The organism is Streptomyces sp. MCA2 (genome assembly GCF_023544705.1).
In the GTDB taxonomy this organism is placed as follows: Bacteria; Actinomycetota; Actinomycetes; order Streptomycetales; family Streptomycetaceae; genus Streptomyces; species Streptomyces decoyicus.
On the sequence record NZ_JAMJFM010000039.1, the window covers coordinates 58,928 to 84,139 of the forward strand.

General features: G+C 72.9%; 18 protein-coding genes. 9 read left to right on the top strand and 9 right to left on the bottom strand.

The features are described 5' to 3' along the window. Positions 1-41 precede the first annotated feature (41 nt). Positions 42-1,877, bottom strand: a complete 1,836-nt coding sequence (locus tag M8I34_RS41705; RefSeq protein ID WP_250053851.1) for a peptidoglycan DD-metalloendopeptidase family protein — start codon at positions 1,875-1,877, stop codon at positions 42-44. A gap of 248 nt (positions 1,878-2,125) precedes the next feature. Then, positions 2,126-3,097, bottom strand: coding sequence for a triacylglycerol lipase (locus tag M8I34_RS28010; RefSeq protein ID WP_250053853.1), 972 nt, complete (start codon positions 3,095-3,097; stop codon positions 2,126-2,128). A gap of 372 nt (positions 3,098-3,469) precedes the next feature. On the opposite strand from M8I34_RS28010, the gene M8I34_RS28015 reads away from it, so the two are divergent. Next, the gene (locus M8I34_RS28015; RefSeq protein ID WP_250053855.1) at positions 3,470-3,928 is read left to right on the top strand and encodes a cobalamin B12-binding domain-containing protein; all 459 of its coding nucleotides are present in this window, start codon (positions 3,470-3,472) and stop codon (positions 3,926-3,928) included. Between the two features lie 74 nt (positions 3,929-4,002). On the opposite strand, the gene M8I34_RS28020 is transcribed toward M8I34_RS28015, so the two are convergent. Together M8I34_RS28020 and M8I34_RS28025 are read right to left on the bottom strand one after the other, a co-directional pair. After that, a complete protein-coding gene (locus tag M8I34_RS28020) occupies positions 4,003-5,928 on the bottom strand; it encodes a DUF5691 domain-containing protein (protein WP_250053857.1) in 1,926 nt (641 codons plus the stop codon). Between the two features lie 80 nt (positions 5,929-6,008). Beyond that, positions 6,009-7,370: an SWIM zinc finger family protein gene (locus tag M8I34_RS28025; RefSeq protein ID WP_250053859.1), complete on the bottom strand. Its 1,362-nt coding sequence runs from the start codon at positions 7,368-7,370 to the stop codon at positions 6,009-6,011. Positions 7,371-7,537: 167 nt separating this feature from the next. Between M8I34_RS28025 and M8I34_RS28030 the strand changes: the two genes are divergently transcribed. From M8I34_RS28030 to M8I34_RS28050, 5 genes are all read left to right on the top strand, one after another. Then, a complete protein-coding gene (locus tag M8I34_RS28030; protein ID WP_244419212.1) occupies positions 7,538-8,692 on the top strand; it encodes an AAA family ATPase in 1,155 nt (384 codons plus the stop codon). After that, on the top strand, positions 8,689-11,529 hold the full coding sequence (locus M8I34_RS28035; protein ID WP_250053861.1) for a DUF5682 family protein: 2,841 nt from the start codon (positions 8,689-8,691) through the stop codon (positions 11,527-11,529). The genes M8I34_RS28030 and M8I34_RS28035 overlap by 4 nt, the downstream gene beginning before the upstream one ends. Continuing rightward, positions 11,526-12,893, top strand: a complete 1,368-nt coding sequence (locus M8I34_RS28040) for a VWA domain-containing protein (RefSeq protein ID WP_250053863.1) — start codon at positions 11,526-11,528, stop codon at positions 12,891-12,893. Before M8I34_RS28035 ends, M8I34_RS28040 begins: the two co-directional genes overlap by 4 nt. A gap of 134 nt (positions 12,894-13,027) precedes the next feature. Then, positions 13,028-13,906 (top strand): hypothetical protein, encoded by an 879-nt coding sequence (locus tag M8I34_RS28045; RefSeq protein WP_250053865.1) that lies wholly within the window; start codon positions 13,028-13,030, stop codon positions 13,904-13,906. Positions 13,907-14,000: 94 nt separating this feature from the next. Next, a complete protein-coding gene (locus M8I34_RS28050; RefSeq protein WP_250053867.1) occupies positions 14,001-15,455 on the top strand; it encodes a hypothetical protein in 1,455 nt (484 codons plus the stop codon). A gap of 220 nt (positions 15,456-15,675) precedes the next feature. Here the strand turns inward: M8I34_RS28050 and M8I34_RS28055 are convergent, their stop codons facing one another. Continuing rightward, a complete protein-coding gene (locus M8I34_RS28055) occupies positions 15,676-16,551 on the bottom strand; it encodes a peptidoglycan-binding protein (protein WP_250053869.1) in 876 nt (291 codons plus the stop codon). A 929-nt stretch (positions 16,552-17,480) separates the two neighbouring features. On the opposite strand from M8I34_RS28055, the gene sucC reads away from it, so the two are divergent. Beyond that, positions 17,481-18,656, top strand: a complete 1,176-nt coding sequence (gene sucC / locus M8I34_RS28060) for an ADP-forming succinate--CoA ligase subunit beta (protein ID WP_244419206.1) — start codon at positions 17,481-17,483, stop codon at positions 18,654-18,656. A gap of 20 nt (positions 18,657-18,676) precedes the next feature. Beyond that, the gene (gene sucD, locus M8I34_RS28065) at positions 18,677-19,561 is read left to right on the top strand and encodes a succinate--CoA ligase subunit alpha (RefSeq protein ID WP_030082896.1); all 885 of its coding nucleotides are present in this window, start codon (positions 18,677-18,679) and stop codon (positions 19,559-19,561) included. 307 nt (positions 19,562-19,868) lie between these two features. On the opposite strand, the gene M8I34_RS28070 is transcribed toward sucD, so the two are convergent. The 3 genes from M8I34_RS28070 to M8I34_RS28080 all read right to left on the bottom strand — a co-directional run bounded on the left by M8I34_RS28070 (position 19,869) and on the right by M8I34_RS28080 (position 22,018). Next, complete coding sequence (locus M8I34_RS28070) at positions 19,869-20,117, bottom strand: hypothetical protein (RefSeq protein WP_244419204.1); 249 nt, start codon at positions 20,115-20,117, stop codon at positions 19,869-19,871. A 118-nt stretch (positions 20,118-20,235) separates the two neighbouring features. Then, complete coding sequence (locus M8I34_RS28075) at positions 20,236-20,976, bottom strand: DUF4232 domain-containing protein (RefSeq protein ID WP_250053871.1); 741 nt, start codon at positions 20,974-20,976, stop codon at positions 20,236-20,238. Positions 20,977-21,178: 202 nt separating this feature from the next. Then, complete coding sequence (locus M8I34_RS28080; RefSeq protein ID WP_250053873.1) at positions 21,179-22,018, bottom strand: RNA polymerase sigma factor; 840 nt, start codon at positions 22,016-22,018, stop codon at positions 21,179-21,181. Positions 22,019-22,117: 99 nt separating this feature from the next. Here M8I34_RS28080 and M8I34_RS28085 point away from each other — a divergent pair, with 99 nt between their 5' ends. Further along, on the top strand, positions 22,118-23,983 hold the full coding sequence (locus M8I34_RS28085; protein WP_250053875.1) for a DUF6350 family protein: 1,866 nt from the start codon (positions 22,118-22,120) through the stop codon (positions 23,981-23,983). Positions 23,984-24,089: 106 nt separating this feature from the next. Here M8I34_RS28085 and M8I34_RS28090 read toward each other — a convergent pair whose 3' ends face one another. Then, a complete protein-coding gene (locus tag M8I34_RS28090; protein ID WP_250053877.1) occupies positions 24,090-24,998 on the bottom strand; it encodes a hypothetical protein in 909 nt (302 codons plus the stop codon). Between the last annotated feature and the right edge of the window lie 214 nt (positions 24,999-25,212).

The window sequence follows — 25,212 nt, forward strand, 5'->3', positions numbered from 1 at the left end:
CGGGCCGGGTGACGGGATCCGTCACCCGGCAGGGACGGCGGTCAGTTCGGGTTGAGGTCGTGGCCGCGCAGCCACGGCAGCGGGTCGACCGCGGAGCCGCCGCCGGGGCGCACCTCGAAGTGCAGATGCGGGCCCGTGGAGTTGCCGGAGTTGCCCGAATAGGCAATCTGGTCACCGGCCTTGACCGACCCGGACCGGATCTTGGTGCTGCTCAGATGGCAGTACCACGTCTCGGTGCCGTCGGGCGCCGTCACGATCGCCATATTGCCGTAGGCGGAGTTCCACTGGGTGCGGACGGTGCCGTCGGTGGCGGACATGACCGGGGTGCCGTAGCTGACCGGGAAGTCGATGCCGGTGTGCACGGACATCCAGTTCACACCGGCCTGGCCGAAGGTGGCGCTCAGCCCGTGCTGCTTGACCGGCAGCACGAACTTGGGGCGCATGGCCTCCTTGCGGGCCGCCTCCTTCGCCTTGCGCTCACGCTCCAGCGCCTGGCGCTCCTTGAGGTCGATCCGCTCCTGGGTGCGGCTGGCCCGGTCGCGGAAGTCGTCGGCGCTGGCGCTGAGTCCGGCGAGCTGGGTGTCGAGCTTGTTGTTGGCCGCGGACGGCTTGACGGCCCCGGCGTCGGGCGCGGCCTGGGCGGTCGCTTCGCTCTTGTCGTCCCCGGTGATTCCGGTGACGGACGCGGCGGCCACGGCGCACACGCCCATGGCGGCGACCGAGGGGACGGCGACGGTCAGCAGCGCCGACCGCTTCACCGGGCGTTTCCGGCCCCGGCCGCGGACGGCCTTTCCGGCAGCCGGCGCGGCGACCCGCCGTCCGGCGGGAGCGGGGGCCGCGGCGGTGACCGGCATGGCCTGTGTCATGGCGTCCGCGACGGCGGCGGCCTCGCTGGTGCTGTCGGCACCGTGGGAGAGGCCGCCGTGACCGGAGAAGTCGTCGTCGGTCCCGGGCCGCCCGGCCTCGAAGACGTCGGTGTCGAGCTGATTGGTGTCGAACTGGCCCGTGTCGAACTGGCCGGTTTCGGGCCGGTCGGTGTCGAAGTGCGGGGTTTCGCCCCACGTGGTGGTGTCCCAGTGGACGGTGTCGTTCGGGGGCGGGCCGGCCTGCGCCGGAATGCCGGCGATCAGGTTGCGGTCCGTGGTCGGCCAGACCGCCGTTGCTTCGAAGCTCGTGGTGTCCTGGAGCGCGGTGGCCTGCTGGCCGAGCGCGTCGAAGGCGCCGGTGGTCTCGTACGCGCCGGTGGCGTAACTGCCGGTGTCGTACGTGCCGGTGGGGTAGCTGCCGGTGTCGTACCCGCCGTGCCCGTAGGCGGTGGCCTCGTAGGCGGCCGGCTCGTATGCGGTCGTCGTCTCGTACCCGGGAGCCGCGTAGCCGGCCGCGTCGTGGGCCGAGGGCTCGTACGAGGTGTGCGCATAGGGGTCGTAGCCCGCGGCGTGCGGGTCGGCGGCGGCGTAGGCGCCGTTGTCGTATGCACCGGTCTCGTAGGCACCGGTGTCCCACTGCGGCGAGGCGTAGGTGCCGGTGTCGTAGGCGCCGGTGGCATAGCCGTCGCCGTAGCCGTCGGCCGCCGGGTAGGTCCCCGTGTCGTACGCGCCGGTGTGGAAGGTGCCCGTGCCGTACGCGCTCATGCCGTAGGCGCCCGCGCTGTGCGTGCCGGTGTCGTACATCCCGGTGTCATAGGTGCCGGTGTCGTACATACCGGTCTCGTACGAGCTGGGAAGCGATCCGAAGAGGGGGTCGCCATCGCCGTATTCGGCGCTGCCCGTGGGGGATTGCTGCTGCCCGTAGGAGTCGTAGGCCGGATAGTGCGCATACGAGGCGTCGGAAGCGGAGCCGGTCGGGAGCTGAGCCCCCGATGGGTGACGGTCGTTCACCAACTTCTCTTTCGCCTCGGCAGCAGGAGAATTAGCGGCGACTGTACCCGGCGGTACGCGGCGGCGACAATCTTCAACAGGTTTTGGGCTCGGCGAGACCGGGCATTTGGCCGCCTTTCGGCAGTACCCATGCGAGCTCTTGGCGCCCCGTTCGATGCGTGTTCGATCGCGCGTCAAGATCACGTCGCCTCTGCGGCGCGGATTCGACCTCGCCGGGACCGGTCGGCGGGTGTCGCGACCGGCCGGGGTCAGGCCACCGAAATGACGTCCGCGGCCCCTTCCGCCGTCTCGGTCGAGGTCAGCGCTTCACGTATGCCGGCGGCGACGGTCCCGTTGACCGGCAGGGCGAGATGTCCGACACCGGCGACATGAACGTTGTGCGTGAGCAAATCCGGATGGTCGATTCTGGCCGTCGTCGCGGGAACCATCACCTGGTCCTCCTCGCTCCAGAAAGCGACAAATTGTGTCCGGCAATTCGGCGCCGGACGTGACAACTCCGCAATCACCTCGGAATCGGGCCGCATCTGGCGGACGATCGGGTGCGCCGACATCAGGGGCGCGATACGGGTGCCGGAGTGCGGCGTGCCGAGCGTGACCACCACACGGACCCGGGCGTCGCCGCCGAGCCGCTGCACGTAATAACGGGCGATCAGCCCGCCCAGGCTGTGGCCCACGATGTCCACCCGGCGATGCCCGGTCCGCGCGCACACCTCTTCCACATGGCGGTGCAGCAGCTCGGCGGCCTTACGGAGATCGCAGGTCAGCGGGGAGTAGTTGAGCGCCTCGACATGGCGCCAGCCGTGCCGGTGCAGCGAGCGGCGCAGCAGCAGGAAAACGGAGCGGTTGTCGATGAAGCCATGCAGGAGGAGGACCGGTGGATGGGCCCGGCCCTCGGTCGGCAGCAGTGACGGCGCGCCGGGGGCGGGCTGCCTTGCCTCGGGTGCCGGGTGCCCGTCCGGGGGTCCGTCCGCGGTCCCGGCTGCGGGGTGTGGCGCGGGTCCTGGCACGGGGCGTGGCACGGGTCGTTCCTGGGAGATGCCGGTCGGGTAGAGGAGGAGATGGCCGGCGAGGACGGCCAGCTCCACGACCGTGCTGCGCAGGATCAGGGAAGAGGAGCGGGTGGGGAGCCGGCGTACGCCCTGGAGTGGTGCGGCGAAGAGGCGCGCGAGCAGAAGAGGTGCGGAGAGAAGGGGGGTGGAGAGAAAGGGCAGGGCCTGCATGGCCGACCTCCCGAACGGCATGCGGGAGGCGACTGTGACCCCCGTATGCCCTCGTGGGAAGCCATGAGCAGCGAGGGCGGGCCTGCGGCGTACCCGTCCTGATGCGCGCCCGGCGGCGCGGTGGCCCGGCTGCGGCTCCCCGAGCGCCCGCCCCGCGCGCACGCAGCCCGGCCCTGGCGGCACGACACGCGGAACACAGCGCGTAGCGAACGTGTCCCATGTGTGATTTCCCCCTCCCCGGATGTCACGAAACGGCTGGGTACGCGATGCTGGCGATAACGTTCGTTCACGCTCGTGGCCGCCGGATCGCGGTCGCGCGATCGATTGTCGGCTCGGCGGCACCACAGTGCCGTGCATGGCTTGGAGGCAGTGATGAGTGTGGCTCGGCATGACGGAGCGCAAGCGGGAAGCCAGGGCACGGCGGGCAGGTCGGGGCCGATCCGGGTGGTCGTGGCCAAGCCGGGCCTGGACGGGCACGACCGGGGCGCCAAGGTCATCGCGCGGGCGCTGCGCGACGCCGGTATGGAGGTGATCTACACCGGGCTGCACCAGACCCCGGAGCAGATCGTCGACACCGCGATCCAGGAGGACGCCGACGCGATCGGGCTGTCCATCCTCTCCGGCGCGCACAACACCCTCTTCGCGAAGGTCATCGCCCTGTTGGAGGAGCGCGACGCGGCGGACATCAAGGTCTTCGGCGGCGGCATCATCCCCGAGGCCGACATCGCCCCGCTCAAGGCACAGGGCGTCGCGGAGATCTTCACGCCGGGCGCGACGACCGCCTCGATCGTGGACTGGGTCAACGCGAACGTGCGCTCGCTGGCGGTCTGAGACATCGGGCAGCCCGGGGACGCGGACGGCCGGGGCGCGGGCGGGTCCGGCGCGCTGAGTCATGGCGCGGAGAGTCATGGTGCGAGGGGTTGGCGTGTGGCCCGGACGGGGGTGTTGGCCGGGGTGCCGGTTCTGATGTCGGGGCCGGGGCCGGGGCCGTGGTCGGCACTCGTGCCCGTACCCGTTCCCATGCCCGTCCCCGCGCCGGTGTCCGTGCCGGCGCCGGGGCCGGCAGCGGTGGGGCCGCCCGAGGCGGCGGCGTTCGCGGGGTTGTTGCCGGTGGATGGTGGGGTGAGTTCCGCGTGCATGGTGGCGCGGAGGCGCAGGGTGCCGACCAGGCGTTGGAAGGCCTCGGACCAGTAGCCGCCGGAGCCCGGTGAGGCGCCCTCCGGCTCGTCCGTGACGGCGGTGAGCATGTCGAGACGGTCCGCCGCTGCCGGGTCCAGGCAGCGCTCGGCCAGGCCCATCACCCCGCTGAAGCTCCAGGGATAGCTGCCCGCGTCCCGGGCGATGTCCAGGGCGTCGACGACGGCGCCGCCCAGCGGCTCGGCCCACGGGACCGCGCACACGCCGAGCATCCGGAAGGCGTCCGACAGGCCGTGCGCCGCGATGAACTCGGCCACCCACCAGGCCCGTTCCTCGTCGGGAAGTACGGTCAGCAGCTTCGTCAGGTCCCGTGACGAGCCGGCCGGTGAGACGTCGGCCGCCTGGGACGGAGCGCCCGGCGCACCCAGCAGGGCCCGCGCCCAGTCGGCGTTCCGCTGGCGCACGGCGGCGCGGCACCAGGCGTCGTGCAGCTCCGTCCGCCAGTCGTCGCCCACCGGCAGCGCCACGATCGCCGACGCGTCACGGCCCCCGAAGCGTGCGTGCCATCCGTCCAGCGGCGTCGCCTCCACCAACTGGCCCAGCCACCAGGACCGTTCGCCCCGTCCGGAGGGCGGTTTGGGTGCCACCCCGTCCCGCTGCATCCCCGCATCGCACTCGTGCGGGGCCTCCACGGCGATCGCCGGCGCACCGGACGTACGGTCCGGGCCGATGCAGGTGTGCGCGCGCTGTGCCATACGGGCCGCGAGCGCGGAGCCGGGGAGCGTGGAGAGCAGCTCGGCGGCCGTGCTGCGGACATTGCGGCTGCGGTCGGACAGCGCCTGTTCCAGGAACGGCTCATCGGCCGCCGAGAGGTCCTCGCGCAGCGAGTCGAGGAACATCAGACGGTCCTCGGCCCGCTCCGTGGGCCAGGTCGAGGCCAGCAGCGCCAGGCCGGCCTGCGGGTCCTGGCGGCGCAGCGCGGTCAGCAGGGCGACCCGCTCCGCGAACAGGCCCTCCTCCCACTGCTGTCGTACGCCCTCGGGATCGTCGCCCACGGGCAGCTCGGTCGTGCGGCCGGTCCCACGGAGCGCGAACTTCCATTCGTCGTTGAGCCGCGCCAGCCACAGCGCACGCGGCCCCGCCAGCGCCAGCGCGGCGGGCCGCAGGTCCGTACGGGCGCGGGCGGCGTCGAGCAGCGCGGGCAGCAGCGCCTCCGGGGCGCGGTAGCCCAACTCACCGGCGGCGGCCAGCCACTGGGGCAGCAGTTCGGTGAGGTCGGGGGCCGTGCCGCGGCGGCTTCCTCCGCTGCCGCCGCGGTCGGCGAGCAGCAGGGACAGCCGGCGGCGCGCGGCGGGCGGCAACGAGGGCCGGGGGTCGGCCGGGGCCGGGGCGGGGCGCTCACCGGCCGGCGCGGGGCGCAGTGCGGCACGCCGGCGGACCGTACTGACCGCGGCCGCGTCCAGCAGCGCGGCGGCGCCCTGTCCGGACCGCACCGCCACCGGCGGCGTCCGCCGCTCGGTCCCCAGGAGCGCGGCGCTCACGAGATCGGCCCAGGGGGCCGGGGCGGTCGGGGTGGGGGAAGGGGGCGCGGTGCGTGCGGAGGGAGTGGTGGAGGCGGTGGGGGCAGCAGGAGTGAGGGGTGCAGTGGGAGTGGTGGGAACGATGGCTGCCGTGGGTGTGGTGGTGCTCGTCATGCCCTTCCTCCAGGCATCGGTGGTGGACGGCGTGTGCGGGTGGCGGGGTGTCGTGACCGGCGGTGGCGCCGGGGTCCGGGTCACAGGGACACCGGGGCGGGGGCCCAGGCGGTCAGCGGCAGAAAGCCGCGGTGGCCGCATTCGCCGAAGACCGTGACCGGCGCCCCGCCCGATATGGCGGCCAGCTGCCACAGGCTCGTACGGCCCAGGCAGCGCGGGTCCAGCGGGAGCGCCGACTCCCCGTCTGTATCGGCCAACTGCCAGCTCGTCCCGTCGCGGCTCGGTATCGGGGTGACATCGGCGAGCACCACCGGCCAGGAATCCAGCCAGGGGTCGTCGCGCAGCGCGTCGCCGTACGCGGCGAGGGCGGCATCGATGCCGCAGCCGGGTGGTACGGGCCCCGGGGCCGCCGGGGCGTGCCGCTCGCCCAGGACGGCGCGCAGCGGGCGGGCCCCCGGGTAGTAGGCGAGGTCCGCATCGAGCACCAGGCCGGGCGCCAGGGCCACATCCAGGGGACGGTTGGCCCCGCCGAAGGAGAGATGCAGTGCCATCCGGCCGGTCCGCTCGCCCCGCAGAAAGATTCTGCGGGTGGTCAGCTTGCCGTCCTCGCTGTCCTGTTGGGCGAGGACCAGCCAGCGGTCCCGCACCGTCGCCGCCTCGGGGCCGGTCAGCAGATCCGCCGCCTCCGTGGTCAGCCCGACGCGTGAACGGACCGTCGCCGCGAGCGGGGCCGGCAGCCGCTCGATGCCGAGGAACCCCTGATCGAGGAGGTGCAGCAGCGCGCACTCCTCCAGCAGCTGCGCCGGCCAGTGGGGGCCGGACGCCACCGCCGAGCCCAACTCCCGCACCCGCGAAGCGAGTCCGGGAGCCTGCGCGTCGACCATACGGGCGGCCGTCTCGTCCCAGGAGCCGTAACCCGCCCGCTCGGCCGAGGCCAGGCCGGACCGGAGCAGATCCTCCAAGCGCTGCTCCAGCTCCGTGGCGCCGGCGCCGATCCGCTGCATCCGGCGCTCCGCCCGCCGCCTGGCCGCCTCCGGGTCGGCCGGCGCACGCGACGGAGCGGCGGCACCCGAGGGCGCGCTCGCGGAGGGGGCGGCGCGCTCCCGGCGGCCGGCCAGCCACTCGCCCGCCCACTGCGCCGGTTCCCCTGCCGTCACCTCACGGCCGTCGCCCGCCCAGAGCAGCAACAGCCCCAGCGCGTGCTTGCACGGAAACTTACGGCTCGGGCAACTGCACTTGAAGGCGGGGCCCTTGATGTCCACGACCGTTTGATACGGCTTCTTGCCGCTGCCCTTGCACTGCCCCCACACCGCACCCCCGTCCGCGCCCGTTTCCGACCACGGTCCTGGCGCCGCGAGCTTGCCGCCCGCCCTGCGCGAAGCCTCGTCAGGCGCCAGCGCGAGCACCTGATCCGTCGTCCAGCGTTCCCCCTGCGGATTCATGTCATCGACGCTACGACGCCCCACTGACAATCGCCGCGGACCGCGACGAACTCGCAGCTCGGCGTGGGTTATCGGGGGATTGTCAGTGGAGTGGTGCAGGCTTGATTCCGCAAGCGGCCGCAGGGATTTCGGGGTGCCGGCCGCACACGTTGCGACGAGGGGGAACCATGTCCGAGAACAGCTTCACGACGACGGACGACGAGAACAATCCGAGCGCCGGGACGGCGCCGCACGCCGCGGGCGGCGAAGCGCTGCGACCGCATGCCGAGGACACTTTCGCGCAGGAGCTGAAGGCCCTCGCGGCGGCCGACGACCGGCCGCGGCCGGAGCGCTGGCGGCTCTCGCCGTGGGCGGTCGCGACCTACCTTCTCGGCGGCACGCTCGCGGACGGCACGGTCATCACACCCAAATATGTCGGCCCGCGCCGCATCGTCGAGGTCGCCGTGACGACCCTCGCGACGGACCGTGCACTGCTCCTGCTCGGTGTGCCCGGCACCGCGAAGACATGGGTGTCCGAGCATCTGGCGGCGGCCGTCAGCGGCGACTCCACCCTGCTGGTGCAGGGCACGGCCGGCACCCCCGAAGAGGCGATCCGCTACGGCTGGAACTACGCCCAGCTGCTCGCGAACGGCCCCAGCCGCGAGGCGCTGGTGCCCAGTCCGGTGATGCGCGCGATGGCGCAGGGCATGACCGCGCGGGTCGAGGAGCTGACCCGCATCCCCGCCGACGTCCAGGACACGCTGATCACGGTCCTGTCCGAAAAGACCCTGCCCATCCCGGAGTTGGGGCAGGAGGTGCAGGCCGTGCGCGGGTTCAACCTGATCGCCACCGCCAACGACCGCGACCGCGGGGTCAACGAACTCTCCAGCGCGCTGCGCCGCCGCTTCAACACCGTCGTGCTGCCGCTGCCCGCGACCCCGGACGAAGAGGTGGACATCGTCTCGCGCCGGGTCGAGCAGATCGGCCGCTCGCTGGACCTCCCGGCCGGGCCGGAGGGCCTGGACGAGATCCGCCGGGTCGTCACGGTCTTCCGCGAGCTGCGCGCCGGTCTCACCACCGACGGCCGGACCAAGCTCAAGTCCCCCTCCGGCACCCTCTCCACGGCCGAGGCCATCTCGGTGGTGACGAACGGGCTGGCGCTGGCCACCCACTTCGGGGACGGTGTGCTGCGCTCCGGGGACGTGGCCGCCGGCATCCTGGGCGCCGTGGTCCGCGACCCGGCAGCGGACCGGGTCGTCTGGCAGGAGTATCTGGAGACCGTGGTGCGCGAGCGCGACGGCTGGAAGGACTTCTACCGCGCCTGCCGTGAGGTGAGCGCATGAGCGAGCGGACAACGAACAGGTGCGGGCCGGTGCTGCTCGGGGTGCGGCATCACGGCCCCGGATCGGCGCGCGCGGTGCGGGCCGCCCTGGAGCAGTGCACGCCCGACGCGGTCCTGATCGAGGGGCCGCCGGAAGCGGACGAACTGGTGCCGCTCGCCGCCCAGGAGGGGATGCGGCCGCCCGTCGCGCTGCTCGCCCATGTACAGGACGATCCCGGCCGCGCGGCGTTCTGGCCGCTGGCCGAGTTCTCCCCGGAGTGGGTGGCGATGCGCTGGGCACTGGAGCACGGCGTCCCCGTCCGCTTCATCGATCTGCCCGCGGCCCACTCCCTGGCGATGCGGGAGGAAGAGGAAGGGGAGACGGCCGATGGGGGGACGGCCGATGGGAATCCTGCGGCCGGTGCGGAAGCCGACGGTGTGAAGCGGGGCGTCGGCAAGGGGGACGGCGTGAAGCAGGGCGGCGGCAAGGGGGATGCCGACGGCGCTCATACCGGAGGCCCGGTGGCCGCGGCCGACGGGCCCGGTGAGCAGGAGGCCGGCGCGGAGGCCGATGTACGGGTCGATCCGATCCGGGTGCTGGCCGAGGCGGCCGGGTACGACGATCCCGAGCGCTGGTGGGAGGACGTGGTCGAGCACCGCGCCGGCCGGGCGGGAGCCAGGAGCGGGGGAGACCCCGGTGCCGATGCGCTGGCCCCGTTCGCCGCGCTGGCGGAGGCGATGGGGGCGCTGCGCGAGACGTACGGCGACGGCGGACACGACCGCGATCCGGTGCGCGAGGCCCATATGCGGCTGCGACTGCGGGCCGCGCGACGGGAGTTCGGCGACGACATCGCCGTGGTCTGCGGCGCCTGGCATGTACCGGCCCTGACCCACCGCACCACCGTGGCCGCCGACCGGCAGCTGCTCAAGGGCCTGCCCAAGGCGAAGGTGGCGATGACCTGGGTGCCCTGGACGCACCGACGGCTCTCCCGCCACAGCGGTTACGGCGCCGGAATCGCCTCGCCCGGCTGGTACGGCCATCTCTTCAGCGCCCCCGACCGCCCCGTCGCCCGTTGGCTGACCAAGGTCGCCGGGCTGCTCCGGGAGGAGGACTACGCCGTCTCGTCGGCGCATGTCATCGAAGCGGTGCGGCTCGCCGAGGGGCTGGCCACGGTACGCGGCCGCCCGCTGGCCGGGCTGACGGAGCTGGACGATGCGGTCCGGGCCGTCATGGGGGACGGCTCCGACGCCCCGTCGTCGCTGATCCACGACCGGCTGGTGGTCGGGGACGTACTGGGCGAGGTCCCGGACGACGCCCCCGCGGTACCGCTGCAACGGGACATCGCCCGCAGCCAGCGGTCGCTGCGGCTCAAACCGGAGGCCCTGGAACGGGAACTGGAGCTGGACCTGCGCAAGGAGACCGACGCCGGCCGCAGCCGTCTGCTGCACCGGCTCCGGCTGCTCGGCATCCCCTGGGGCGAGCCCACCCGCTCCCGCGGCAGCACCGGCACCTTCCGGGAGACCTGGCGGCTGCGCTGGGAGCCCGAACTGTCGGTGCGGGTCGCGGAGGCCGGCATCTGGGGCACGACCGTGCTCTCGGCCGCCACCGCCAAGGCCGCGTCCGAGGCGACCGGGGCGGCCACGCTCGCCGAGGTGACGGCGCTCGCCGAGCGCTGTCTGCTCGCCGAACTCCCCGACGCCCTCCCGGTGGTGATGCGGGCGCTGTCGGACCGGGCGGCCCTGGACGCGGACGTGGGCCATCTCGCCCAGGCGCTGCCCGCGCTCGTACGGTCCGTGCGCTACGGCGATGTGCGGGGCACGGACGCGGCGGCGCTCCGCGAGGTGGCGATGGGTCTGGCCGAGCGGGTCTTTGTCGGGTTGCCACCGGCCTGCCCGGGCCTGGATGCCGACGGCGCCGCCGAAATGCGCGGCCATCTCGACGCCACCCACCAGGCCGTCGGCCTCCTCGGCCAGCCCGGGACCGGGCAGGCGGGCGGCGACCCGACCGGCCCCCCGACCAGCCGGCTGACCAGCCATCCGACTGGCCGGCAGACCGGACCGCACACTGGCCGGCCAGCCGACCAGCCGACCGACCAGCCGACCGGCCGGCAGACCGGAGCGCAGCACCTGCGGGCGCGGTGGGCCGGAGTGCTGCGGGCGGTGAGCGAACGGGACGCCGTACCGGGGCTGATCCGCGGGCGGGCGGCCAGACTGCTGCTGGACGAAGGCGAGTTGGGCGACGGGGGCGCGGAACGGCTGATGGGGCTCGCCCTCTCGCCGGGTACCCCGCCCACCGACGCCGCCGGCTGGATCGAGGGATTCGTCGGAGGCGGGGCCGGCGGGGACGGCGGCATGCTGCTGGTCCATGACGCACGGCTGCTCGCACTGGTCGACGGCTGGCTGACCGGTGTGCCGGACGCCGCCTTCACGGACGTCCTGCCGCTGCTGCGCCGGACCTTCGCGGAGTACGAGGCCGGCGTGCGGCGCACCCTCGGCGAACTGATCCGCCGCGGCCCCTCGTCGCCGTCCCACCGCCAGGCCGGTGACGCCCCGGACGCCGCCGCGCCCGGATTCGGCCCCGGCCTGGACCGCGACCGTGCCGCGGCCGTCCTGCCCACCTTGCGCATGCTGCTGGGGATCGGCGCACACGGTTTTGACGAGGAGCGGAACGACGAGCGGAACGACGGGCCCCGCAGTGCGCTGAGCGGCGGGCCGAATGACGGGCTGAGCGGCGGGCCGTACGACGAGCCGCACGACGAGCCGAACGACGGGCCGAGCAGCGCGCTGAGCGGCGGGCCGCGCGACGACCAACCGGACACCACCCGACCGGCCGACGACCTCACGGGGGCACGGACATGACCTGTACGACACCGGACCCGACGGCGACCACTGACCCGGCGGGCACCACGACCACCGCAACCACCGACCCGACGGCGACCCCAGACCCGACGGCGACCACGGCCACAGACCCAGCTTCCGTCCCTGCCGCCTCCGCTTCCGCCGTCTCCGCTTCCGCCGTCTCCGCCTCCGTCCCCGCCGACTCCGCCACCCCCACCCCCACCCCCGAAGCCGAGCGGTTGCGCCGTTGGCGGCTGGTGCTCGGTGGTGGTGGTGCGGACGGCACGGGGTGTGAACTGCGGGGGCGGGACGCGGCGATGGACGGGGCGCTGGCCTCGCTCTACGGCCGGGAGAAGGGGAGCGGCGGCAAGGCGCCCGGCGGCCGGCGAGCGGCGGGGCTCGGGGCCTCGGCGCCCGGGGTGGCGCGCTGGCTGGGCGACATCCGTACGTACTTCCCGTCCTCCGTGGTGCAGGTGATGCAGCGCGACGCCATCGACCGGCTGGGGCTGTCCGCGCTGCTGCTGGAGCCGGAGATGCTGGAGGCCGTCGAGGCGGATGTGCATCTGGTGGGCACCTTGCTCTCGCTCAACAAGGTCATGCCGGAGACGACCAAGGAGACCGCGCGCGCCGTCGTCCGCAAGGTCGTCGAGCAGCTGGAGAAGAAGCTGGCGCAGCGCACCCGTGCCACCCTCACCGGCGCACTGGACCGCTCCGCCCGGATCAGCCGGCCCCGCCATCGCGATATCGACTGGGACCGCACGATCCGGGCGAACCTCAAGAACTACCTTCCGGAGTACCGCACGGTCGTCCCCGAGCGGCTGATCGGATACGGCCGTGCGGCGCAGTCGGTGAAGAAGGACGTGGTGCTCTGCATCGACCAGTCCGGTTCGATGGCGGCCTCGGTCGTCTATGCCTCGGTGTTCGGCGCGGTGCTCGCCTCCATGCGGGCCCTCGACACCCGGCTGGTCGTCTTCGACACGGCGGTGGTCGATCTGACGGACCAACTGGACGACCCGGTCGACGTCCTCTTCGGCACCCAGCTCGGCGGCGGCACGGACATCAACCGTGCGCTCGCGTACTGCCAGTCCCGCATCACCCGCCCCACCGAAACCGTCGTCGTGCTCATCAGCGACCTCTACGAAGGCGGCATCCGGGACGAGATGCTCAAGCGGGTCGCCGCGATGAAGGCGTCCGGTGTGCAGTTCGTGACGCTGCTCGCCCTGTCCGACGAGGGGGCGCCCGCCTATGACCGGGACCATGCGGCGGCTCTCGCGGCCCTGGGCGCCCCGGCGTTCGCCTGCACCCCGGATCTGTTTCCGGACGTGATGGCGGCTGCGATCGAGAAACGGCCGCTGCCCATACCGGACATGGCGGAGCAACGGTGACAGGAACCCCCGTGGGACTTGCGTGGCACCTGGCTCCTCATGCAAGGATCAGGCCATCGCTCGATCGCCCGCGACGCGCGTGACACCGGGGCTGTGTGCCTGGGGTGTCCCCGTCCGTATGGGAAGGTCCCCCCTTGTCTGCTGTGCTCGCTCTGCCTGCCGCTGTGCGCCTTCCGCGCACGGTGGCCGTGCGGCGTGCGCTGCTGGCCGGGTTCTTCCTGGTGGGCTTTGTCGCCCTCGGCTTCGCCTTCGGTCCCGGCGCCCATGCCGACGACCGCACGCGGACAGCGGATCTGTCCGGGGTCTCGACCCCGGCCGGTCCCGCGGCTGAGGAGTCCACCCCGGACCGGGCCGCCACCCGGGACGGGGCGGCGAACCGGCTGTCCGGTTCCGGAGCCGCCCTCGAGCGGCAGGGCAAGGCGTCCGGCGCGAAGCTCGCCGAGCGCACCCACTCCGCCTCCGGCGCGGTGGCCGGCGCCGTACGGCCCGCCGCCGAACAGGTCGCGCCCGCCACCGGCCGGATCACCGAGCCGGTGAGCCGGGTCGTACGGGAGATCGGGGAGTCGGCAGGCGCCGAACTGCCCGTGCATCTCCCGTCCGGTGAGCAGGCGGAACGCCCCGGAGACGACGCGACGCACCCGCACGGCCGTACGCCGGGCGAGGCGCGGCAGGCCGGTCAGGGCACCGCTGCCACGGCCGGCGGCGCTGCTGCCGCCCGGTCGTCACACTGCGCCGCTGACATGCAGGAGTCGGCCGCCGGGCACCGCCCGGCCGCCGTCCACGAGCAGCAGGCTCCGGGCCACCACGACCTTCCGGGCCAGTGCCCGCAGGCTCCGATGGTGCCCAGCTCGCACACCGCCGCCGGTGACGGCCACGGCCCCCGTGGCGGCGACCAGCACACCACCGCTCCGGTGGACCCCCTGCGCTTCCGGCTGCTGCCCGGTGGCGTCCGCACGGCCGATGGCGCTCCGACGCGTCGGCGTGCCGAAGAAATCCTCGAATTCCCGGGCTAGGGCAGACCGCTCCGCGTCTGTAACTGGACCTGCCGCGCGGGGGCGGGACAGGTCTGCCCTTTCACCCCTCCTGAATTCGAAGGACATCACCTCCATGCGCTCGAACATTCGCCGTTCCATCGTCGTTGCCGCCGCCGCCACCGGTCTGTGGGCCCTGGGCTCGGTCGCCGCCAACGCCGCCGAGCTGCCCGTCGGTTCGGACCTGCCGGCCACCGGCACGGTGACCGACACCGCCCAGCAGCTGCCCACGGGTGACGTGGCCGGCACCGCGAAGAAGACGGCCGGGACCGTCACCTCCACCGCCAAGAAGACGGTGGGCAAGGCCACCGGCGCCCTGGGTGGCGACGTGTCGGCCCAGGACCTGCCCACCGGCAAGCTGCCGCAGGTCGGCGGGGTGACCGGAGCGCTGGACGGTGTGCAGCAGCAGGTCCGCGGCGCCGGTCTGCCGAAGACCGGTGAGGTGCAGAAGGCCGCTGACCTGAAGAAGGCCAAGAAGGCCAAGAAGGCCGCCAAGGCCGTCAAGAAGGCTGCCAAGGCCGCCGACCTCGGCAAGGCCGGCCGCCTCACGAACGGCACGCTGCCCTCCGTTCCGTCGCTGCCCGCGACCCCGGGCGTCCCGGCCGCCCACCTGCCCGGCGGCCTGCCCGGCACCCCGGCGCTGCCGAAGGCCCCCGCGCTGCCCAAGGCGCCGGGCTCGGCCGACAACCTGCTGGCCGGTCTCGCCGGTGCGGGCATCCGCCCCGAGCAGCTGGCGAAGCAGGCCCAGGGCGCCCTGGCCACCGCCCGTCCGGCCGTCGACCAGACGGCCTCCGACGTGCTGCCGCCCGTCGCCCGCCGGGTCGTCGTCAAGGTCGTGCCGGTTGCCCAGGGTGCGGTCGGCGGTGCCGGTCAGCTCGCCGGTGACGCGGCCGGCCAGGCGACCCCGTTCGTGATCACGGTCGGCGGCCAGGCGCAGCTGTTCGTGCAGGGTGCGGCCGCCGACGCGGTGCCGTTCGCACAGGGTGTGGCCGCCGACGCCGCGCCGTTCGTCCAGGGGAAGGCGACCGACACCGTGGCGTTCGCCCAGGGTGCGGCCGCTGACGCCACCCCGTTCGCGCAGGGCCTGGCCGCCGTCGTCGCGACCGACGCGCAGGGCACCGCCGGCAAGGCCGTCGCCGGTGTGCAGGGCCTGACCCCGGTCAAGTCCGTGCCGGCCGTTCCCGCCGTGCCGGCCGTTCCGTCCGTGCCCGCCGTTCCGGCCAACGTGACGGACGCGGTTCCGGCCGTTCCGTCCGTGCCCGCGGTTCCCGCCAACGTGACGGACGCGGTCCCGGCCGTCCCGTCCGTGCCCGCCGTCCCGGCCAACGTGACCGACGCCGTCCCGGCCGTGCCCGCCAACCTGACTGACGCCGTTGCCGTTCCGGCCGTTCCGGCTGTCCCGTCCGTCCCGGCCGTGCCCGCCAACCTGACCGACGCCGTTGCCGTCCCGGCCGTGCCCGCCAACCTGGCCGACCTGACCAACGCCGCCAACATCCCGGCGCTGCCGGCCCTCCCGGTCCAGGCCGTCTGAGGCCTCAGGCCGACACCACCGGCTCATCGGCCGCGGCGGCGGCCGATGCCGGAACACCCATGAACAGCCGGGCGGACCTCTGTGGGGGAGGACCGCCCGGCCTTGGTGTTTCTTCCACCACACCGCTTCGTCCCATGGCGCGCCAACAGGCTTGCAGGGCCTACGCGTTGGGCTGCGTGTCGAGCTATGGGCTGGGCTGCGTGTGGGACGATGTGTCGGGCTACGAGTGGGTCACCCGCAACCTTTCCCAGCTGTTCTTTCCCGGCACCCCGTCCGCGTCCTCGCCGTGGAAGCCGAGCTTGCGCTGCCAGGCCGCGTACGACTTCCGGTCCGCCTCGGTCCACTCCGGGCCGGGGCCGACTTCGTAGTGGCCGCAGTCCTCGGCCACCAGCCGCGCCCCCATCGCCGTGATCACCGGACTGCGGGCCCCGGACCGGAAGAAGTTCGCGCCGGGGAACGGCTCATACTCCGGCTGCTGCGGCTCCGGCGAGCCCTCCGCCGCCTTCGCCAGCCGCTTCTTGATCCGGCCCCGCAGGTCGTCCATCGCGATGCCGCGCGGATCGACCTTCCCCGGCTGCCACTCCTTGTGCCCGATCACCGAGTGCTCGTTCCAGCCGTGCGCACGGCAGATCGCCGCCGCGGCCTTCTCGATGGCGAGCTTCTGCGCCTCGGGCCAAGGGTCCTTGCCATCGCCGAGGTTGATGCATTCGAAGCCGTAGAAGTGGCGGTTGCCGTCGGTGTCCGCCTCGTCGTCCGGTGGCAGCTCCGCGTCCTCGTTGATCACCGCACGCAGGACGTCGCCGTCACCGAGCCCGGCGTGATTGGCGCGGCCGTTGCCGACGAGATGGACCTGCCCCTGTTTGTCGATCACGCCGTGGCACAGCGGCCCCGGCAGGTCGGAGCGCCCGTCGTAACACAGGTCCACCGAGCTGTCGGTGCCCTGTGTGGCGGTGTGATGGACCATCACGCCGTTCATCGGGCCCCAGGGACCTTTGGCGTTCCGGTTGTGCTCGCGCCAGTCGCGGACCTCGTGGACCACCAGGCCCTCGTTGCGCAGCGCCGCGATCAGCTTGCTCGCGGTCAGGGGAGTGGCCATCGGCCCGTACCTCCTACGTCGACCGCGGCTTCGGCCGCCGCGGTGGTCTGTGCCCTGCTCGGCACCGGACCCGCCGCGCCGTACGTCGCTTCCGGTGCCGAGTGCGAGGGCGCCGAGGAATCGAGAAAGGGGGAACGGGGGGAACGGGGCCAAGCCTGAAGTGTGTGACTCCTGATGCGTTTGTATCCGTAGGTGCTCAAGACAGTGTCCGAAGCGGGAAGTTGAAGGGTCAAGAGGGCTTTCCGGACCGACTGCGGAGGTCTGGTGCGTACGACTCGCGGCTTCTTCCCCAGGATTCCCGTGCCGTCGGAACCGGAATCGCCGGAGGCGGGGCGCACAGAGGCGACCGGGAGGAGGTCGCGAACGATGCGAGACGTGAGCGTGCACGCCGAGTGACAACCGGGCCGTCGTACGGCGGGGCGGGCGGCCCCGGCCCCGGCCCCGGCCCCGGCCCCTCAAGATCTTCGGGGAGGCCGAAAACCGGCCGACGGGCCCCACGGCAATCAGACCCACGGCAGTCAGACCCACGGCGATCCGGCAGACGACACACGGCCCCACGGCAAACAGACCCCATGCAAGCCGGCAGGCGACACACAGCCACGGCAATCAGACCCACGACAAACAGCCCCACGGCAAACCGGCGCACGGCAGACCAGCTCACGACAAACCGGCCGACGGCATGCAGAAATCCCGAGAAGGCGTAACTTGACCAAAAGATCTGTGATGGTAATCACCGCTGGAGTGTGATCTGCGATTTAGGGCCTCAGGTCCTGCGGCGATAACCTGCGAGACGGACATGCCGCGTATCCGGTCACCGTGTACGCCTCCCTCAGTGACAGCGCCGTCACGTTGCCCTTCGCGGCACGCCCATCGCAGACAACGAACCGCGATCACTACGGCGATTCTGAGAAGACAAGGGACGGACGCGCGTGGACCTGTTCGAGTACCAGGCGAGGGACCTCTTCGCCAAGCACGGTGTACCGGTGCTGGCCGGTGAAGTCATCGACACGCCTGAGGCGGCGCGCGAGGCGACCCAGCGGCTGGGCGGCAAGTCGGTCGTCAAGGCGCAGGTGAAGGTCGGTGGCCGCGGCAAGGCCGGCGGCGTGAAGCTGGCCACCAGTGAGGACGACGCGGTCGAGAAGGCCGGTCAGATCCTGGGCATGGACATCAAGGGCCACACGGTCCACAAGGTGATGATTGCCGAGACGGCTCCGGAGATCGCCGAGGAGTACTACGTCTCGTACCTCCTCGACCGCACCAACCGCACCTTCCTGGCCATGGCCTCCGTCGCCGGTGGCATGGACATCGAGGAGGTCGCGGCCACCCGGCCCGACGAGCTCGCGAAGGTCCCGGTCGACGCCAACGAGGGCGTCACGATCGAGAAGGCCCGCGAGATCGTCGCCCAGGCGAAGTTCCCGGCCGAGGTCGCCGAGCAGGTCGCCGAGGTCATGGTGACCCTGTGGAAGACCTTCGTCGCCGAGGACGCGCTCCTCGTCGAGGTCAACCCGCTGGCCAAGGTCGCGAGCGGCGAGGTCATCGCCCTCGACGGCAAGGTGTCCCTCGACGAGAACGCCGAGTTCCGCCAGCCGGAGCACGAGGCCCTCGAGGACAAGGACGCAGCCAACCCGCTCGAGGCTGCCGCCAAGGCCAAGGGCCTGAACTACGTCAAGCTCGACGGCCAGGTCGGCATCATCGGCAACGGCGCGGGTCTCGTCATGAGCACCCTGGACGTCGTCGCCTACGCCGGCGAGAAGCACAGCAACGTCAAGCCCGCCAACTTCCTCGACATCGGTGGCGGCGCCTCCGCCGAGGTCATGGCGAACGGCCTGGAGATCATCCTCGGCGACCCGGACGTCAAGTCCGTCTTCGTCAACGTCTTCGGTGGCATCACCGCCTGTGACGAGGTCGCCAACGGCATTGTCCAGGCCCTGGAGCTGCTCAAGTCCAAGGGCGAGGACGTCAACAAGCCCCTGGTCGTGCGCCTCGACGGCAACAACGCGGAGCTCGGTCGCGAGATCCTGTCGAAGGCCAACCACCCGCTGGTGCAGCGCGTGGACACCATGGACGGCGCGGCCGACAAGGCCGCCGAGCTGGCTGCTAAGTAAAGGACGAGGACACAACAACCATGGCTATCTTCCTGACCAAGGAAAGCAAGGTCATCGTCCAGGGCATGACCGGTGCCACTGGCATGAAGCACACCAAGCTGATGCTCGGTGACGGCACCAACATCGTCGGCGGTGTGAACCCGCGCAAGGCCGGCACCAGCGTCGACTTCGACGGTACTGACGTGCCCGTCTTTGGCTCCGTCGCCGAGGCGATGGAGAAGACCGGCGCCGATGTGTCCGTCCTCTTCGTGCCGCCGGCCTTCGCCAAGGCCGCCGTCGTCGAGGCGATCGACGCCGAGATCCCGCTGGCCGTCGTGATCACCGAGGGCATCGCGGTCCACGACTCCGCCGCCTTCTGGGCGTACGCGAAGGCCAAGGGCAACAAGACCCGGATCATCGGCCCGAACTGCCCCGGTCTGATCACCCCCGGCCAGTCCAACGCCGGCATCATCCCGGGCGACATCACCAAGCCCGGCCGCATCGGTCTGGTGTCGAAGTCCGGCACGCTGACCTACCAGATGATGTACGAGCTGCGTGACATCGGCTTCTCCTCGGCCGTCGGCATCGGTGGCGACCCGGTCATCGGCACCACCCACATCGACGCCCTCCAGGCGTTCGAGGCGGACCCCGACACCGACCTGATCGTGATGATCGGCGAGATCGGCGGCGACGCCGAGGAGCGTGCGGCCGACTTCATCAAGGCCAACGTCTCCAAGCCGGTCGTCGGCTACGTCGCGGGCTTCACCGCGCCCGAGGGCAAGACCATGGGCCACGCCGGCGCCATCGTCTCCGGCTCCTCCGGCACCGCCCAGGCGAAGAAGGAGGCCCTGGAGGCCGCCGGCGTCAAGGTCGGCAAGACCCCGTCGGAGACCGCGCGGCTCGCCCGCGAGATCCTCGGCGGCTGACTGCTGCCTCCCGGCCCCACCGCCGGACCTGACGCACGCCGTCCCTGACGGCCGTCGTCGACACCGCCGGACTCCCGCCCTTGTGGCGGGGGTCCGGCGGTGCGCTTTCCGGGGTGAAGACCGCGCCCGGCAGCCGGTTGATCCACGGGCTCCAGCAACCTCGTTGCGGGGGCCCGTGAAGCGGCGTGAAGCAGCCTGAAGCAGCGTGAAGCGGAAAGTCCGATGCCCCCGGTTGTGTCACACCGGGGGCAGCGGACTTTCTCAGGCGCCACGTCAGCGGGATGCGTCCCCGCCGAGCGGAGACCGGTCAGCGGTTGAAGATCGGCATGATCTCCTTGCTGTCGTCGCACCAGACCTCGTGGTACCCGTTCGCCTGGGCATTCGGGAGTTCCGACGCTTCGCACTCCGCCTTCGAGGGGTACCTTTCGGCACCGACGGGGACCCAGCCGTCCCCGGGGGGCGGGGCGGCGAAGGCGCTGGTGGCGGACAGCGGAATGGCGACCGCCGCGGCACCGACCGCGAGACCGACACCGATACGAGTACGCCACGACTTCATAGTTGTCTCCTTGTTCGTCTTTCGCGTCTTGTCTGTCTTTCGCGTTCTGAGCTGGTCCGGCTCAGAAGGTGTTGCCGGCCGTTGTTGCCGGCGTGGGGCCGGGGCAGTGCGGGGGTGGTCAGCCGATGGGGTTGACGAAGGTGCCCGGGTGCGTAGCGCTCCGCTGGTCGACGAGCGTGCCCCAGGGCCATTCCACGGTCAGCGCGGTGGTCTCGTTGGGCGGGGTGACCTCCGCGAAGGCGGGCTGGTAGAAGCCCTTGTCTTCCTTGGTCATGGCGAGGTTGAGCGTGAAGTCGGTGCTGTCGCCGGGGTTCAGGGTGATCGAGCTGAACTTCTTCGACGAGCGGGCCAGCGACCAGCGCTCGCCGCCGTTCTCGGACTTGAGGTCCACGCCCGGGAAGCCGCCGATCTTGCAGGTGCTGCCGCCCTTGTTGGTCAGCACGATGCTGGTGGTCGTCCCGCCGGTCGCGTCCGGGTCCGGGGCCGCGTCGCCGCCCGTGGCGAACGCCGCCTTCAGGCCGGAGGTGTGGCAGCGCTGGACGCCCGAGCCCGACCCACCACCGGCGCTGCCCGGCTTCTTGGCCGCAGTGCCCGCCTTGGCGTCGGCCTTGCCGTCGGCCTTGGCACCGGAGCTCGCCTGGGCATCGGAGCCCTGCGCCCCGGCGGAGGAGCCCGCGCCGTCGGCCCCGGAGGAGCCCGCGTCGGCGGCCACGCCCGTGTCCGCGCGGTCCGCGGGCTTGGCGCCGGCGGCGTCCGAGCCGGAGCAGGCGGTCAGGGTGAGACCGGCGGCTGCGGTCAGGGCCGCGGCGGCAAGGCGCAGGGTGCGGCGACGAACGGTGCGGGTGGTGGTGGCGCTCATGTGGGGTCCCCCGGGGCAGATGGTGTCGTTGGCTCTTCGGTACGTCACCCACTTTGGTCTGGGCCGCTGTCGCGAGGCTGCCGCTCCGCTAACGTCCGGCTAACACGGGTGCGTTGGAGGGGAAGGACGCCCAGGGGAACCCGAAGAACCAGGCGCGGCTGCCTAGTTGGGAAACACCCAGCTGCTTGCCGTCGGAGGCGCCCTAGCGGACGTCGGGGGTCAGCCGGGCCTGCCGGAGCCGCTTCCGTACGGCCGCGTTCCCCTGCTTCCTGATGTCCGCGCCATGGCGCGGGGCCGGTGAGAGGCGGGTGTGCGGCGCGGTCGCCAGGGGCTTGTCGGGCGACGGCGTGTAATGGTCCGGCGTCGCGATCATCATCACCAGTGTCGCCAGCGTGAAGAGTCCGGTCAGCCCGACGGCCGCAAGCGTGGTCCGCAGGTCGCTGCGTTCGCTGCCGCTCCGTACGCACTGCGCGGCGGCGGGGGTCACCTGCTGTGCGGCCACCAGCCCGGTGATCCTGGCCCGCAGGATCTCGCCCTGCCGGACCGGCTCCTGCCCGTCGAGCCCCAGCTCCGGCAGCCGCTCGGCGAGGTGCTCGCGCGCATGCGTCAGCCGCCCGGCCGCGGCCGGTGTGCTCGCCTCGATCTCCGCCGCGGTCTCGTAGAGGCCCATCCCGAGCCCGTCGTGCAGCAGGAGCGCCCGCCGGTACGGGGCGGGCAGGCTCAGCAGCGCCTCCAGCAGCGCACGGTCCGAGGGCTCGCTCTCCTGAAAGTGCCTCGGCTTACGGGCGGGCCGCAGCCCGGGGCACAGCCGGTGCCACGGCGTCAGCGCGTACTCGTACGCGGCCGCCCGCACCCACCCCGCCGGATCCGGGTCCACCGCGACCTGCGGCCATCGCTGCCAGGCCAGCCGGAATCCCTGCTCCACGGCCCGCCGTGCGAGCCGCGGCCGCCCGGTGAGCAGATACGTCTGCTGCGTCAGCGCCGCTGCGTGCCGGGCATGGAGATCGTCGAAGGCACTGGCGGCCTGCTCGCGCTGGGTCATACAGAGCAGTGTGAAAACCGGCATCGCTGGATGCACCGCGACACGTCGGACATTTCACCAGTACAGGGATGAAAGGTCTCTTGTTGGCAGCATGTCCGCGTGAGCCAGTTGACCGATCGTGGCCCTACGTTGTCCTCGCACGGCCGAGCCGCCGCGCAGCGCTCCTCCGCGATCGGCGCGGCCTTCCTCGGCGGTGTGACGGCCGCAGGTCTCGGCCTCGGCGCGCTGGCGGTCGCCGTGCTGCTGCTCTGGGTCGCCTCGCCCGCCCCCGACAGCGGCCCGTCCCGGGCGCTGCATCTCGCCGCCGACCTGTGGCTGATGGCGCACGGCGGCGACCTCGTACGCACCACGGGCCACTCCGGTGCCGCGGCCCCGATCGCCGTGACGCCGCTGCTGCTCGCCGTCCTCCCGGTCTGGCTGCTCCACCGGGCCGCCCGCCACGCCCTGGCGACCGCGGCCGACGGCCACCCCGGCCCCGGCGCGGACGGCGGCGGCGATACGGACGCCACCCGGACGGTCGCGCCGCGCACCCTGCTCGGCGCGCTGCTCAGCGGCTATCTGCTGATCGCGGCCGGTGCGCTGATCTACGCCTGCACCGGGCGGATGAGTGCCGAGCCCCTCAGCGTGCTGGCCGCCGTACCGGCCACCGCGGCCGCCACCCTCGCCGGCACGGCCTGGTGCCTGCTCGGGCAGCCGGGCACCGCGCTGCTGCCCGCCTGCGTTCTGCGGGCCGGGGCCAAAGTGCCGCGCGGTCTGCGGACCCTCCTCGGCGGCTCCCGGTCCGCCGCCGCGCACCGCGCCGCAGGCAGCGCCCTCGGCGCCCTGCTCGCCGCCGGCGCCCTGCTCACCCTGCTCTCCCTGGGCCTGCACGCGGACCGGGTACGCCTGGACCTGCTGCACCTGGCGCCCGACTGGGCGAGCCGCGCCACGGTGCTGCTGCTGTGCCTCTTCCTGCTCCCGAACGCGGCCGTCTGGGGTGCCGCATACGGCCTGGGGCCGGGCTTGACGGTCGGCGCCGGCAGCACGGTCGGCCCGCTGGGGACCGTGACCCCTCCCGTGCTGCCACAGCTTCCGCTGCTCGGCGGGCTGCCGGACGCCGGGCCGGGCAATCCGCTGACCTGGGCGGTTGTCGTGGTGCCCGTGGTGGCGGGGGTGCTGCTGGCCCGCTCGGTGGTCCGCTCCGTGGCCCGTGACGCGGCGGCCCCCGGCGGACCCTGGTCCTGGTGGACGACCACATGCGTGGCGGCCCTGGCGGCCGGCCTCTGCGGCGTTGTCATGGCGGCGCTCTCGGGCCTGGCCGGCGGCGCGCTGGGCACCGGCGCGCTCGCCTCGTTCGGCCCGAGCTGGTGGCGTACGGGCCTCGCGGCAGCGGCCTGGAACGCCCTGACCGGCGTCCCGGGCGCGCTCGCCCTACGGGCCTGGCGACTTCGCGCCGGGCGCTTGGCCGACGGGGCCGGTCAGCAGGGCCGGAAGGGGCAGCAGAGCCAGGAAAGTCAGGAGGGCCGGGGGGAGTCGGGCGGTACGACGGGCGGCGGTGCGAAGGACAGCGATACGGGCGGAGCGGACCGTACGAAGGGGGAGGGCCGCGCAAAGGGGGAGGACCGCGCAAAGGCGGAGGGCCGTACGAAGGGCGGCAGCGTCAAGAAGGGCGCGGGCCGTACGAAGGGCCTGCTCGGCGCGGAAGCCGGCGGCGGCGCCAAGATCGGAGGCGCGAAGAGCGGAGGCGCGAAGAGCGGAGGCGCCACGAACGGTGCGGCGGACGGAGCCGACCGGAGCGGCGCCGAAGACACCCGCCCCGACACCGCCACCGCCTCGACTGCGGCCGATCCCGATCCCGATCCCGATCGCGAGCCCGGCGCCGAGCCCGACGCCGATCCCGACCGCGACCCTCACCCCGACCCCGGCGCCCTGACGGCCGCGGAACCGGCCGTCACCTCTGCCACTTCCGCCACCTCGGACAGCTGACACCGGCCACCAGCACCCCGGCGCCACCACCCCGGCGCCACCACCCCGCCTACTGCCGTGTGTTCAGCCCTGCCGTGTGCTCAGCCCTATTGCCGTGCGCTCAGCCCTACTCCTGTGTGCCCAGCAGCGGTCGCAGCTCCTTCGGCAGCAGCTTTTCGCAGGACTTGCCGGACGACTGGGTCAGGGCGTCGTTCACGCAGGTGAAGTAGTCGCGGTAGACGATCTGCACGGTGAAGGTCGCGGCCACCATCATCAGCGCCAGCGACGCGATCACCAGCCCCGAGATCGCTGCGGTGACCTGCGGCCGGGTGGTGCCGGTGCCGGTGCCGGGCGAGGCCGCGGCGCCGGGCTGCGCCTCCGTGGCCGTCGGGGCGGGGCGGCCCTCCATGGCGGCGGTGGTGGCCGCGGCGGAGGCCTTCGCGGGGTTCGGCTTGGCGCGCAGCGAGCTGATGCCCCAGTAGACCGCCAGCACGCCCAGCAGCAGGGCGACCTCCGGGAGGCTGAACAGCACGGAGAAGAACGCCCACAGACCGGCGAGGAGCGCGTAGCGCGCCCGTCGCTGGGACGGGTCGGTGGGGTCCCAGCGCAGCCCGCCGGGGTTGCCGGAACCACCGGGGCCGCCGTTCTGCTGGCCGTTGCGGCTGCCCGGCCGGCTGCCGAATCCGCCGCTCTGCCGGCCCGGCTGCCGGGGGCTCCACTGGTTGCCCCAGCTCGGCGTCTGCTCGTCCTGCGGGGCCTCTTCCTCGCCGTCGTGGCCCTGGCCCGGGGTGTGGGCGCGGTGGCGCGGGCGCCACTCCTGGTCGGGGGCGTCGGGCGGCGGCGGGGCGAAGGGGTTGTCCCGGTCGGAGTCCGGGGCGGCCGGGGAGTCCGGGGCGTCGGGCTCCGGGGACGAGGACGACGACTTGCGCTCACGCGCCAGCAGCACCACCCCGGGGGCGGTGGCGGGCTGGGGGAACCACCCAGCGGTAGCTGGGGGAGAAAGCGGGAGGGCCGCGCGGCGGCGTCGGTCCGTCATCTGGAGTGTGTCTTCCCCTTGTCTCGTCCGTACGCGGGCCTCGCGACCGGCGCCCGGTTACCACGAACTGCATGCAGTCTTACGCCTGACGCTACCTCCCGTGCCCGCCCCCGTCCCGCGGGGGCCGCTCGGTGTGCCGGTATCGTTGCTGACGGTCGGCGCCTTCGTAGGGTTCCCCGGATCTGCGGTACCCGCAGTCTTGTACGACCACACA